The sequence below is a fragment of the Paraburkholderia sp. genome, assembly GCF_026225065.1.
Classification (GTDB): domain Bacteria; phylum Pseudomonadota; class Gammaproteobacteria; order Burkholderiales; family Burkholderiaceae; genus Paraburkholderia.
Window position 1 is genome coordinate 1 of the sequence record NZ_JAMFSB010000109.1, and the last position, 12,799, is coordinate 12,799.

The window sequence follows — 12,799 nt, forward strand, 5'->3', positions numbered from 1 at the left end:
CCCGCATGCACAAATGGCGGCAGGCTTCCTTGTCGTGAACGAAGTGCCCGCGGGCACCAAAGCTGACATCCAGGGTCTCGCGGCCAACGACACGACGTTGTACGTGTCGAACACCACGCAAAACCGGGTCGAAGTCTACGATGCCGAATCGATGCAACGCAAAGCGGAGTGGACCGTGCATGAGCCGGGGCACATCGCGCTGGCCGCTGACGGCACGTTGTGGGTGATAAGCGGCGCGCTCACCGACGCTACGCCCCACGTGGCGCACTACTCGGCGAGCGGCCAGCTTCTCGCCGACACGCTGCCGCTGCCGGCCGATTCGGTGCCGGTCGACGTCGCGCTCGATGCGCACGGGCGCGTGCTCGTCGCCGACAACGGTCCGCGTCAGCAGGTGCTGTTCTTCAGCAAGGAAGGTGGGCGCTACGTGGCGTCGGGCACGCTCGGCGAACGCGGCGGCATCTTCGCGGGTGTGGCAGGGCAGCCCGGGCCACAGCGCTTCAACGGACTGACCGGCGTCGGTGTCGATGCGAGTGGCAACGTTTATGTCTCGACCAACGGCATGGGACCGCATTTCGCGCCGCTCGGCGCGGGCCTCGGCGCCACGCTCGAAAGTTACGCCCCCGATGGCAAGCAACTTTGGCAGGTGCAAGGGCTGCTATTCGTCGATGGCGCGTGGATGGACCCGGCGCGCCCGGACAGCGTCTACACCGGCAACAAGCGCTTTCAACTCGACCTGTCGAAGCCCGCGGGACAGGACTGGAAATACGTAGGTTTCCTGTCGAACCGCTTCAAATATCCCGACGATCCGGTCTTTCACACCGACATGTGGCCGGGTTTGCCGATCGCCCGGCAACTGAAGGGGCATACGTTTCTCTATCTGACCGACATGTATGCGGACCATCTGAAGATCTATCGCTTCGATGCTGCGCATGACGGCGAGACGGCGATCCCTTCGGGCCTCATTGCGGGCCGCGACCGGGGCGTTGCGGGCGTGCCGAACGCGCCGCCCGGCGGCGAGTGGATGTGGCGCGACGTGAAGGGCGACGGCAAATTCACCAGTGACGAGTTCACGCCGAATACGAGCGGCACGCGGCTCGCCGGCGGCTGGGGCTGGTGGGTCGACAGCAACGGCGACATCTGGCGCACGAGCGTAGTCAAGGGCATCGACCGGCTGCATTTCGGCGGCCTCGATGCAAAGGGCAATCCGGTCTACTCCTATTCGGATATGACCACCTATCCGGTACCGCAGCCGTTCACCGAGCTGCGCCGGGCGGTTTACGTGCCGCAGACCGACTCGCTCTATGTGACCGGCTATACGGCCGACATGCCCGTCGATCGGTCCTTCTGGAAAGAGGTGGGGCGCGTGCTGGTGCGCTACGACAACTGGTCGAGCGGCAAGCCAGTCCTGCGTTACTCGATCACGCTGCCATGGGAAACGCACGCCAAGCCGGTCGTAACAATCATCGGCCTCACGGTGGAAGGGCAATACGTTTTCGCGGTCGAGCCAGTAGGTGCCGTGCACGTGTTCGACAAGGACAGCGGCAAGGAAGTCGGCGTGATCCGGCCGGGGCCTGAGGTCGGCAAGGCGTCGGGCTGGGTCGACGTGCCGAACGGCGTGACGGCCTATCGACGCAGCAACGGCGAATACCTCGTGTTCGTGGAAGAGGACGCGCGCGGCAAAGTGATGATGTACCGCTGGAAGCCGTCTTGATGTCGGATTGATTTATTTTCCGACGCCGCACATTTCGACGCATGACATGCATCGTGCGGCGAATTATTTTTCTGTCGATTTATAGAGAACAGCATGCGTTTTTTACGTGCTTTACTCGAAGCAGACTTCATGGGCTTGCATCGCGCGGCTTTTCTATGGCGCGTGCATCGCGGTGCACGCTGCATCGCTGAATCAAAAGGCATCCGATGGACAAAGGCATTCTCAAGAACGTAGGCATCAATTTTTTCGGACTGGTGCTGCCGACCTTCGTTTCGCTCGTGACAGTGCCGTCATATATCCGGCTGCTGGGCGTCGAGCGTTATGGCGTGATTGCGCTCGTGTGGACCTTGATCGGCTATTTCTCGATTCTCGATCTCGGCATGAGCATGGCGGCGCAAAACCATATCTCGAAGGCGCTCGCTTCGAAAGACTCGGACGAGTGCGCGCGCGTGTTCTGGAGTGCGACCTGGCTCAATCTGGTGACGGGCATTATCGGCGGCCTGATTATTTATTTCGGCGCATTTCTTTACACCGCCTATTTCAGCAAAGTGTCACCGGCATTGCAGCACGAGGTCTACATGGCGCTGCCGTGGCTCGCGATTGCGATTCCGATTGCTAACGTCTCGTGGGTGTTTGGCGGCGCCATCAACGGCGCCGAACGCTTTGGTGTCTACAACACCAACCAGACGCTCGGCACCTTCGCGTTTCAGCTTCTGCCTTTAGGGGTGGCGTGGTGGATGGGCCCGAGCCTGCAGAACGTACTGGCTGCCGCGGTGGTGGCGCGCCTCTTCGCTGCGCTGCTGCTCGGACGCTCTGCACTGAAGGTGCTCAATCTGCGGCGCATCCTGCCGCCACAACTCGGCGTGGCCAAGGGGCTGTTCAACTTCGGCGGCTGGATGCTGATTACGAGCGTCGCCTTTATGGTGGCCGATTCGCTCGACAAGGTTTTTCTCGGCACCAGTCTCGGCGCTCGCTTCGTGACGTTCTACACGGTGCCGCAGAACCTGGTGACGCGCCTGAATATCGTGCCCACCGCTTTGGGGCGCACGTTGTTTCCGCGTCTGTCTGCGGTCGCCCGCGATCACGCGGACCTGATCGTGCAGCAGTCGCTCGAGTTTCTCAATGGCGCCTTTACGCCGATTGCGCTGGGCGCGATGTTCGTGCTCGGACCGTTCCTGCATATCTGGGTCGGCAATGAGATCGCCACGATCGCCGCCCCTGTGGGCCGCATCCTGATTGTCACGGTGTGGCTGATCGGGCAGGCCAATGTGAGCCGCATCATGATCCAGTCGCAGGTTAATCCGTCGGTGGCGGCGCGCGTCGGCCTGCTCGAATTGCCGGTCTATGCCGCCGGCCTGTGGTTCGGCATCAAGTACTTCGGCCTGACCGGAGCGGCGGTGGCCGTCGGTGGCCGTGCGCTGTTCGACTACGGCGTGCTGCTGTGGCTGTCGGCGGTTCGTGCGCGGCCGATCGTGCTCGACATGCTCCCCCATCTCGCGTTTTTGCTGGCAAGCCTGTGGCTTGCGGGTGCCGTGCCTAGTCTTTCGCTGGCGATCGTTGCCGGCACCGTAGTGGCGGCCGTCAATGTGGCGTGGTCCATCACCTCGACGCCTGCCTTGCGCGATCTTGCGCGTTCGCTGCTGTTGCGACTGAATCCGAGGAAAAGCGCATGAACCAGGATGTCCTTGAGGAAGCCGTATTACGGCCCACCCAGCGCAGCGCGCTGGCCGAACTCGCGACGCCGCCCGCAGTGCATGCGCCACCACGGCGCGTGCCGCGCGCGGACAGCCACGTCCGGGTGGCGATCGTGCACGACTGGCTCGTCACCTACGCGGGTGCCGAGCGCGTGCTCGAACAGATCGTGGCGTGCTTCCCGGACGCCGATCTGTTCAGCGTGGTCGACTTTCTCGAAGACCGCAGTTTCCTGCGCGGCAAGCAGGTGACGACCTCGTTCATCCAGAAGTTGCCGAAGGCGCGCACCAAGTACCGTGCGTATTTACCGTTGATGCCGATCGCGATCGAGCAGCTTGATGTGTCGGCTTATGACGTGGTGATCTCCAGCAGCCACGCGGTCGCCAAGGGCGTGCTGACTGGCCCGGACCAGGTGCACATCAGCTATGTGCATTCGCCGATCCGCTATGCGTGGGATCTGCAGCATCAGTATCTGGAGCAATCGAAGCTGACCAATGGGCCCAAATCCGCGCTGGCTCGGCTGATTCTTCACTACATCCGCAACTGGGATATCCGCACGTCGAATTCGGTGGACACCTTCGTCGCCAACTCGCAATTCATCGCGCGGCGCATCAAGAAGGTTTATCAGCGTGACGCGGCTGTGATCTTCCCGCCGGTGGACGTCGAGGCTTTCGTACTGCACGAGCAGAAGGAAGATTTCTATCTGACCGCATCGCGGATGGTGCCGTACAAGAAGATCGATCTGATCGTCGAAGCGTTTGCGCGGATGCCGGAACGGCGTCTCGTCGTGATCGGCGACGGGCCCGACATGCAGAAGGTTCGCGCGAAGGCGGGGCCTAATGTCGAGATCATGGGCTACCAGCCGTTCAAGGTGCTGCAGGAAAAGATGCAGCGGGCCAAGGCGTTCGTGTTCGCCGCTGAGGAAGACTTCGGCATTTCGGTGGTCGAAGCGCAGGCCTGCGGCACGCCGGTGATCGCGTACGGCAAGGGCGGGGCGCTTGAGACGGTGCGCGATCTGTCGAACACGCGACCCACCGGCATGTTCTTCGAAGATCAGCGCGCCGAATCGATCATCGCGGCGGTCGAGGATTTTGACGCGCACGCAAGCCGCTTTTCCGCTATCGATTGCCGCGCCAATGCGGAGCGTTTCTCAGCCGCGCATTTCCGCGAGCGCTTCTTCGCGCATGTGCGGGCTGCTGTCCCGGCCCTGCACGGTGCGACGATGCCGGTGTATGAGCCGTATGTTGCGCCACCCACTGCTGAAATCGCTGCAGGGAATACGCCACGGATACTGGCGATCGATCAGAGCGGCGTGCTCGGAGGTGCAGAGTTGTCGCTGCTCGAGATCGTCAAGGCACTGCGCTCACGTATCGAAGTCGTACTGTTTGACGATGGTCCGTTTCGCACGGCGCTCGATACGGCCGGCGTGAATGTGCGGGTGCTGAATTCCGGTGCATTACGCGAGGTGCGCAAGCAGGGCAGCACGCCGCCGCTCGGACGCGCGATCAAAGGCGTGGCTGGGCTGGTGAAGGCTACTGTTGCCCGCGCGCGGCATGCCGATGTGATCTATGCGAACACGCAGCGCGCCATGGTGATCGGCGCGCTCGCGGGGCGGCTCGCGCGTCGCCCGGTGGTGTGGCATCTGCGCGATATCGTGAGTCCTGAGCATTTCGGCGGCAAGCAGCTGCGCATCATCAAGTGGTGCGCGAAGCTGGGTCTGGCGCACGTGATCGCTAATTCGGCGGCGTCCGCGCGTGCGTTTGCCGAGTTGACCCGCTTCGATGAAAAGCGCATCGACGTGGTCTTCAACGGCATTTCAGCGGTGCCGTTCGACGCGCTGCGCGGCGTGCCGGTTGCGGCGCTGCGGACCCGTCTGAAGTTGCCGCAGGACGCTTTCCTCGTTGGCTCGTTCAGTCGGCTTGCACGCTGGAAAGGCCAGCATGTGCTGCTCGAAGCGATGGTCCTCAATCCGCATATGCATGCGGTACTGGTAGGAGCGCCGCTGTTTGGCGAAGACGCTTATGAGGCGGAGTTGCGTGCATTCGTCGCAGAGCATGGACTGGGCGCGCGAGTGCACTTTCTGGGCTTTCAGCACGATATCGCTGCCTGCATGTGTGCGGTCGATGCCATCGCGCATACGTCGATCACGCCGGAGCCGTTCGGCCGCGTGATCGTGGAAGGGATGCTGGCACAGCGTCCCGTTGTGGCGGCACGGGCCGGCGGCGTGCTGGAAATCGTCGAGGATGGCGTGAATGGTGTGCTGTGCACGCCCGGCGATGCCAACGCGCTAGCCGATGTGCTTGCCGAGTTGCGGAGCAATAACGGTCTGCGCGAACGGCTCGTCACGAATGGCTACCAGACGGCGTTGGGGCGATTCGGTACCAAAGCCTATGTGAATGGCGTCGAACGGATTCTGAAGGACGTGGCAGGGGGCAAGAAGGGAAGTTGAGCCTGAGAGGGAGCCTACGACCTTGCGAAGATCGACGAAGCAGAAGGGCCGCAGTGACAACGCTGCGGCCCTTTTGTATTCGCCCTCTGTTTTGTCGTGCCCGTTCTATCGCGCGGCTACGGCGGGCAAGGTCAGCGGGCAGCTTGCGGCGCGTTACTCACGCCGCTGCCGCCGCCGCTCCTTTCACGCCGCCCGCACAGCCACATCGCCCCTGTTCTTCGGTTTGAGGCTCGCGGACCACTTCATCGCAGGCAGCTCGACCAGACGATAGAACACGTAGGCAACCGGCACGGCCACCAGCATGAAGCCGAACGACGGCCAGATCGACAGCTGCAGCGCCGAGCGATAAAGCAGCGACGACAGCAGCACGAAAATCGGCAAATGGATCAGGTAGAGCGAGAAACTGAAGTCGCCGAATCTCGACAGCACGCGCGCAGTGGGCGTATCCACTGCGCGTTGCCGATCCAGCGCCTTGTACAGGTAGAAAGCGAAACCGAGCGCCCAGAACTGGAACGCACCGTACTGGCCAAAGTGGAACGCGACGCAGCCAAGCACCACGAACCCCGTCGCGACGGCGTAGAGCCAGTTCGAGACAGGCCGCTTGTCGAGCGACACGGCGGCACCTGTCTGGGCCCGCGCGTCGGCAATCCAGGCGCCGAGTGTCCATGAGAACCAGTACGACGTGAAGAACTGGAGGTCGTGCCGCTCGAGCACCAGTGCCGACACGATATTGACCAGTGCGACCAGCGCCAGCACCGGCGTCATGCCGATCCGGCGCCGCAGCGCGAACAGCAGCGGATAGATGACGTAGAACTGCACCTCGAGCGAGAGTGTCCAGAGCGCGCCGTTCGAACCATACGTCTTGCCCGCTACGCCTTGCAGCGAAAACAGGTTGACCAGAAACGCCTGCAAGCCGATCTCGCGCAACTTGTGGTTGACGGGCGGCAACTGGAAGCTGAACCAGTCAAGCGCGAACGTCAGCAGCAACGCAGCCAGCAGCACCGGGTAGATCCGCGCAAAGCGGCGCGCCCAGAAATTGACCGTGTCGAGCCGGTAGACCGGGTTTTGCGCGAGCCGCAACGCGCCGCCGCGATGAATGCAATATCCGCTGATGACGAAGAAAATCGGCACGCCTGCCGAGCCCCAGGCGATTGGAAAGGTCAGATACGCGGCGATGGAACTGAAACCCAGCGCATGGCCGACAGTCCGGTGAAAGCTTTCCATGCCGACCCAGGCCACCTGGCGGCAATGAAAATAGGCGACCAGCAACGCGGCAAAGCCGCGCATGGCATCGATGACGTGTTCCTTGCCGGCACTGTCCACGCGTGCGTCGCGCAGCGGGCGAGCCGGGATGGACGCGGAAGCGGGGAGGGAAGCCTGCAGGGATGCACCACTGGCATCGAAGGCTGAATCGCTCATGCGCGGTCCTTTATCAGGCGAGAGAAGAGGCTAAACCGGCTAAACCGACCAACGGCTCATACGAACGAGAACCGTGCGCGAATCGGCCGCCCAATAGGACGCCCTATGCGCACCAGCCGCCGCATGCACATCCTAGAACACCGTCGGGGTAAAAAAATGAATAAAAAATGGCATATCTGGTGATGGAAGAATTAAATGTGTTTCGATTTGTAATTCGCGTGCAAATCAGCGGTTGACAGAATTATTTGCCGATTTTGTCGTGATAGTTTGGTGCTCTGATTCATCTGACCAGAGGTGGAGTCATGAACCTGCATCTGCTCGCCGGCATTGCCGTGCTTTTGATCCTTGTCGCCGCTTCGGCATACCGTGAGGCGCTGCGCAATGAACCGATCGGCCGCTTCCGGATGAAACCCGGCAATTTGCCGCCGATGGACGAAAACGAGGAAGGCGCCGCCTGACGCTTGGGCCGGGGCAGTCACCGGCCCGTAAAAATTACGGCACTCGGTCTGTTTCGGCGTAATTGTTTCCTGCATTGACGTGCAAAGTTAATCACTCAGCGCGATAAAAGCTTATAGATTATTTTTTCACACTATTTACTTTAATTTCGACGAAACGTGAATTAGATTTTAACAACACTTTCGATCAGTTCTATTCGGCGCCCATCCGGCGAACCGCACACTTTCATCAACCTATGTGGGAATGCATACCATGCTGAAAGTTACCAAAGCCGTGTTTCCCGTGGCAGGTCTCGGGACACGGTTCCTGCCGGCCACCAAGGCAAGCCCCAAGGAGATGCTGCCCATCGTCGACAAGCCACTGATCCAATATGCAGTGGAAGAGGCGATAGCGGCCGGCATCACAGAGATGATCTTCGTAACGGGCCGCAGCAAGCGCGCCATTGAAGACCATTTCGACAAGTCGTACGAGATCGAGGCAGAGCTCGAAGCGCGCGGCAAGGACCAACTGCTGGAACTGGTGCGCGGCATCAAGCCGGCTAATGTCGATTGCTTCTATGTGCGCCAGGCTACGGCCCTCGGCCTCGGCCACGCCGTGCTGTGCGCGGAGAAACTGGTGGGCGACAGCCCGTTCGCGGTGATTCTCGCCGACGACCTGCTGCACAGCACGCAACCAGTGATGAAGCAGCTCGTCGACGTGTTCAACCACTATCACAGCTCAGTGATCGGCGTGGAAACCATCGCGCGCGAGGACAGCCGCTCGTATGGCGTGGTTGACGGCCGTGAGTGGGAAGAGGACGTGATCAAGTTGTCCGGCATTGTCGAAAAGCCGGCACCGGACAAGGCACCGTCGAATCTTGGCGTGGTGGGCCGCTATGTGCTGATGCCGACCATCTTCAAGCATATCCGCGCGCTCAAGCCGGGTGCCGGTGGCGAGTTGCAGTTGACCGACGCGGTGCAGTCTCTGCTCACGGAAGAGCAGGTGCTGGCGTACCGTTACTTCGGCACGCGTTTCGATTGCGGCAGCAAGCTCGGTTACCTGAAGGCGACGGTCGAGTTCGCGTTGCGCCATCCGGAAGTGCGCGCCGAGTTCGAAGAGTATCTGCAGGCTTATTTGCCGCTCCACCTCACAGCTGCGGCGGCCTGAAAGCAGCGTCGAGGAGCGGGCGCGCGACGTCGTCGGTGGGCTCGCCGAAATCCTGGCAGAACTGATCGACGCTGAATACCTGCACACCAATGAAAAACGGGCGCCACACAATGCGTGGCGCCCGTTTGTTTTCGTCAGCGTCCGGCTATAAACCTGCCGACGCCGATTCTCAGACCTTCTTCACCTCAAGCCGGAACTTGTGCAGCAACGGTTCCGTGTAGCCGCTCGGTTGTTCGAGTCCTTCAAACACGAGCGCCTGAGCTGCCTTGAAGGCGATCGTGTCGAAGCTGGGCGCCATCGGCTTGTAGTGCGGGTCCCCGGCGTTCTGTTCGTCGACTACCTTGGCCATGCGCTTGAACGTCTCTTCAACGAGCTCACGCGTCACTACGCCGTGGTATAGCCAGTTCGCAATGTGCTGACTGGAAATGCGCAGCGTTGCGCGGTCTTCCATCAAGCCGACGTTGTGGATGTCCGGCACCTTCGAGCAACCGACGCCCTGATCGACCCAGCGCACGACATAGCCGAGAATGCCTTGCGCGTTGTTCTCGACTTCCTGGCGGATCTCGTCGGCGTTCCACTTCGCGGCTTCGACCACCGGAATCGTCAGCAGGCCATCCAGCAGCTCGCTACGCACGCTCGCCACATCGATCTTCTCCAGCTCCTTTTGCACGGCCTGCACGTCCACCTGGTGATAGTGCAGCGCGTGCAGCGTGGCTGCGGTCGGCGAGGGCACCCATGCGGTATTCGCGCCGGCCTTCGGATGCGCGATCTTCTGCTCGAGCATCGCATGCATCAGATCCGGCATCGCCCACATGCCCTTGCCGATCTGCGCGCGGCCACGCAGGCCCGCGGCGAGACCTTCCAGCACATTGCTGCGCTCGTATGCCGTGATCCACGCGGTCGACTTCATGTCGCCCTTGCGCAGCATCGGGCCAGCTTGCATGGCGGTATGCATCTCGTCGCCGGTACGGTCGAGAAAGCCGGTGTTAATGAACGCAACGCGCGCCGACGCTTCGGCGATACACGCGGCGAGGTTCACGCTGGTGCGGCGTTCCTCGTCCATGATGCCCATCTTGATCGTGTTGCGCTCGAGACCGAGCAGATCTTCGACGCGCGCAAACAGTTCGCTTGCAAACGCGACTTCGGCCGGGCCGTGCATCTTCGGCTTGACGATATAGACCGAGCCGGTGCGCGAATTCAGGGTGTGCTTGCGATCGTGCACCGCGCACAGGGTGGTGATCACCGCATCGAGGATGCCTTCCGGGATCTCGTGGCCATCTTTTGTCAGCACGGCCGGGTTGGTCATCAAATGACCGACGTTGCGGATGAACAGCAGCGAGCGGCCATGCAGCACGACCGGCGCCGTGCCATTTGCGGCGGTGTAGACGCGATCGGCGTTCAGACGGCGCGTGAACGTCTTGCCGTTCTTCGTGACCTCTTCGGTCAGATCGCCGGTCATCAGGCCGAGCCAGTTGCGGTAGAGCAGGACCTTGTCGTCTGCATCGACGGCGGCGACCGAGTCTTCGCAGTCGATGATCGTGCTCACCGCCGCTTCCATCAGCACGTCCTTGACGTGGGCCGAGTCGGTCTTGCCGATCGAATCCTCGGCGTCGATCTGGATTTCGAAGTGCAGGCCGTTGTGCTTGAGCAGCACGGCCGAGGGCGCGGCTTCTTCGCCTTGATAGCCGATGAATTGCGCGGGCGTCTTCAGTGCCGTGGCGCCGTTCTTCAGTGCCACGACGAGTTGGCCGTTTTCGATGCTATAGCGGGTGGCGTCCGCATGCGAGCCGTGGGCGAGCGGCGCGGCTTCGTCGAGGAAGGCACGGGCACGGGCGATCACGCGCGCACCGCGCACCGGGTTGAAAGCCTTCTGTTTTTCGGCGCCGCCGGTTTCGGGAATCGCGTCGGTGCCGTACAGCGCGTCGTACAGGCTGCCCCAGCGCGCATTGGCGGCGTTCAGCGCGTAACGCTGGTTCGACAGTGGCACGACGAGCTGCGGGCCGGCCTGCTCGGCGATTTCGGTGTCCACGTGGTCGGTCGTGGCCTTGACGCGGGCAGGTACCGGCACGAGATAGCCGATGCTTTCGAGGAAACTGCGGTAAGCGGGCAGGTCGCGCACCGGGCCCGGATGGGCGCGATGCCATTGATCGAGTTCGGTTTGCAGGCGGTCGCGCTCGGCCAGCAGGGCGCGGTTTTTCGGCGCGAGGTCGTGCACCAGCGCGTCGAATCCTGCCCAGAAGGCGGCGCTGTCGACGCCGGTGCCCGGCAAGGCCTCCTGTTCGATAAACTGGTCGAGATTCGCGGCTACCTGCAGTCCGCTTCGCTTGGTCATGTCAGTCATGGACTGCTCCATCTGATTGGGCTGGGCCGGTGTGGGGTCACCGGCCTGATGGTTCGTTTGCTTGCGCAGTGGCTTCCGTGAGTGCCTTCCGTAGTTGGCTTCACGGTTGGTTTTATCACTGCGCTTTGGTCGGTCGTTTTGCTCGGGCTATAGGTCGGTTCAACCCGTCGGTTCAACCCTTGAGTGCGGCCGCGCCCGCCTTGGCCACTTGCGCGTCCTGGTCCGCCTTGACGCCGGACACACCCACCGTACCGATCACCTGGCCGTCGACGATCACCGGCACGCCGCCTTCGAGCGAGCCCGAGAGCGGCGCGCTCAGAAACGCAGTGCGGCCGCCGTTGATCATGTCTTCGTACACCTTCGATTCGCGCCGGCCAAGCGCCGCAGTGCGGGCCTTTTCAACGGCGATATAGGCGCCGACCGGGGCACAGCCGTCGAGGCGCAGCAGGCCAAGCAGATGGCCGCCGTCGTCGGCGACCGCAATCGTCACGGCCCACTGGTTCTTCTCGGCCTCGGCACGCGCGGCGGCGAGAATCTGCGTGATTTCGGCAACGCCCAACACATGTTTCGTCAGCATAATGAATTCCCTGTCTAGGTTATGGTAAGGGTTCTTCTACATCTATCTGTCTAGATCCTGCGGCACGCCCTCATGAGGCGTGCGGTTTGCGTATGGGGTGAGACGTGCGCGCCGCCGGTTGAGGCGTCGCGGCTACGCTGTGCTTCGGGATTTTACGTCCAAGCGCCTCGGGGCGTATTGGAACCCGGCGTCGGCACATCAAGCGCGCAGGCACACGTGCTGCAAGAGGTTCGTAACGTTGCGTAACCGGGGGCGGGGGATGGCAAGTATCCAGACAGCGCGCCCGCCATATTTTTATGTCAAGCTTTCACGGTCGAATACGATTGAAAGGCTCTCATCATGTCCCGTCCATCCCGCGTATCCCCTGCGGCGAGCACCGCGCTACCGTCGGTCCGTTCGACCTATAGCCTGACGCTGCGGGTGCTGCACTGGCTCACCGCGTTGTGCATGTTCGTCGTGATTCCGCTCGCCTGGTACATGACCAACCTCGATCGCCACGACCCCATGCGGGGCAACTGGGTCAACCTGCACAAATCGATCGGCCTCACCGTCCTGCTGCTGACGCTGATCCGCCTGGTCACGCGCCTGTCGGGCAACGCGCCGCCCTTGCCGGCGTCGATCCCAGCGTTCGAGCAAACCCTCGCGCATATCGGTCACGGCTTGCTGTACGTGATCCTCTTTGCAATGCCGATTAGCGGATACATCAATTCCTATGGCGGCGGCCATCCGGTCAACTGGTTCTGGCTGTTCCAGGTGCCGGGCGTGGTGCCGCAGGACAAGGCGCTCGGCCATCTCGCCGGGCGCATTCATGCGCTGCTCGCGTGGGCTACGTATGCGCTGATTGCCGGGCACGTGCTGGCGGTGATCTACCATCAGTTGATCGAGCGCGTGGACATTCTCGGGCGGATGACGGGGCGCTCGGCCAGGCGCTGATTTATGGCCGGTTGGGCAGGCGTGCGCGGCGGCTATTACAATCGGCCTCTACACCGTCAAATAACGCGCCCCCAT

General features: G+C 62.0%; 9 protein-coding genes. 6 read left to right on the top strand and 3 right to left on the bottom strand.

Translation table 11 applies throughout. The annotated features are described in order from the left end of the window. From M0954_RS08500 to M0954_RS08510, 3 genes are all read left to right on the top strand, one after another. On the top strand, positions 1-1,711 hold a 1,711-nt coding region (locus M0954_RS08500; RefSeq protein WP_297352650.1), incomplete at its 5' end, for a hypothetical protein. 206 nt (positions 1,712-1,917) lie between these two features. Continuing rightward, a complete protein-coding gene (locus M0954_RS08505) occupies positions 1,918-3,384 on the top strand; it encodes a flippase (RefSeq protein ID WP_122154730.1) in 1,467 nt (488 codons plus the stop codon). Further along, complete coding sequence (locus M0954_RS08510; RefSeq protein ID WP_297352652.1) at positions 3,381-5,852, top strand: glycosyltransferase family 4 protein; 2,472 nt, start codon at positions 3,381-3,383, stop codon at positions 5,850-5,852. The genes M0954_RS08505 and M0954_RS08510 overlap by 4 nt, the downstream gene beginning before the upstream one ends. Before the next feature lie 183 nt (positions 5,853-6,035). Here the strand turns inward: M0954_RS08510 and M0954_RS08515 are convergent, their stop codons facing one another. After that, on the bottom strand, positions 6,036-7,271 hold the full coding sequence (locus M0954_RS08515) for an acyltransferase (protein ID WP_297352654.1): 1,236 nt from the start codon (positions 7,269-7,271) through the stop codon (positions 6,036-6,038). A 302-nt stretch (positions 7,272-7,573) separates the two neighbouring features. On the opposite strand from M0954_RS08515, the gene M0954_RS08520 reads away from it, so the two are divergent. Next, positions 7,574-7,729, top strand: a complete 156-nt coding sequence (locus tag M0954_RS08520; protein ID WP_167379387.1) for a hypothetical protein — start codon at positions 7,574-7,576, stop codon at positions 7,727-7,729. 250 nt (positions 7,730-7,979) lie between these two features. Further along, positions 7,980-8,873, top strand: coding sequence for a UTP--glucose-1-phosphate uridylyltransferase GalU (gene galU / locus M0954_RS08525; RefSeq protein ID WP_122155683.1), 894 nt, complete (start codon positions 7,980-7,982; stop codon positions 8,871-8,873). Between the two features lie 169 nt (positions 8,874-9,042). Here galU and M0954_RS08530 read toward each other — a convergent pair whose 3' ends face one another. Together M0954_RS08530 and M0954_RS08535 are read right to left on the bottom strand one after the other, a co-directional pair. Then, complete coding sequence (locus M0954_RS08530) at positions 9,043-11,214, bottom strand: malate synthase G (protein WP_297352656.1); 2,172 nt, start codon at positions 11,212-11,214, stop codon at positions 9,043-9,045. Positions 11,215-11,386: 172 nt separating this feature from the next. Then, positions 11,387-11,791 (bottom strand): heme-binding protein, encoded by a 405-nt coding sequence (locus tag M0954_RS08535; RefSeq protein ID WP_122154734.1) that lies wholly within the window; start codon positions 11,789-11,791, stop codon positions 11,387-11,389. Positions 11,792-12,130: 339 nt separating this feature from the next. On the opposite strand from M0954_RS08535, the gene M0954_RS08540 reads away from it, so the two are divergent. Continuing rightward, positions 12,131-12,724: a cytochrome b gene (locus tag M0954_RS08540; protein WP_123384070.1), complete on the top strand. Its 594-nt coding sequence runs from the start codon at positions 12,131-12,133 to the stop codon at positions 12,722-12,724. The last annotated feature ends 75 nt before the right edge of the window (positions 12,725-12,799 follow it).

Bases quoted from the DNA above. Each gene is read 5' to 3' on its own strand.
- M0954_RS08505 (WP_122154730.1), top strand. From the start codon at position 1,918: ATGGACAAAGGCATTCTCAAGAACGTAGGCATCAATTTTTTCGGACTG.
- M0954_RS08510 (WP_297352652.1), top strand. From the start codon at position 3,381: ATGAACCAGGATGTCCTTGAGGAAGCCGTATTACGGCCCACCCAGCGC.
- M0954_RS08515 (WP_297352654.1), bottom strand. From the start codon at position 7,271: ATGAGCGATTCAGCCTTCGATGCCAGTGGTGCATCCCTGCAGGCTTCC.
- M0954_RS08520 (WP_167379387.1), top strand. From the start codon at position 7,574: ATGAACCTGCATCTGCTCGCCGGCATTGCCGTGCTTTTGATCCTTGTC.
- galU (WP_122155683.1), top strand. From the start codon at position 7,980: ATGCTGAAAGTTACCAAAGCCGTGTTTCCCGTGGCAGGTCTCGGGACA.
- M0954_RS08530 (WP_297352656.1), bottom strand. From the start codon at position 11,214: ATGACTGACATGACCAAGCGAAGCGGACTGCAGGTAGCCGCGAATCTC.
- M0954_RS08535 (WP_122154734.1), bottom strand. From the start codon at position 11,791: ATGCTGACGAAACATGTGTTGGGCGTTGCCGAAATCACGCAGATTCTC.
- M0954_RS08540 (WP_123384070.1), top strand. From the start codon at position 12,131: ATGTCCCGTCCATCCCGCGTATCCCCTGCGGCGAGCACCGCGCTACCG.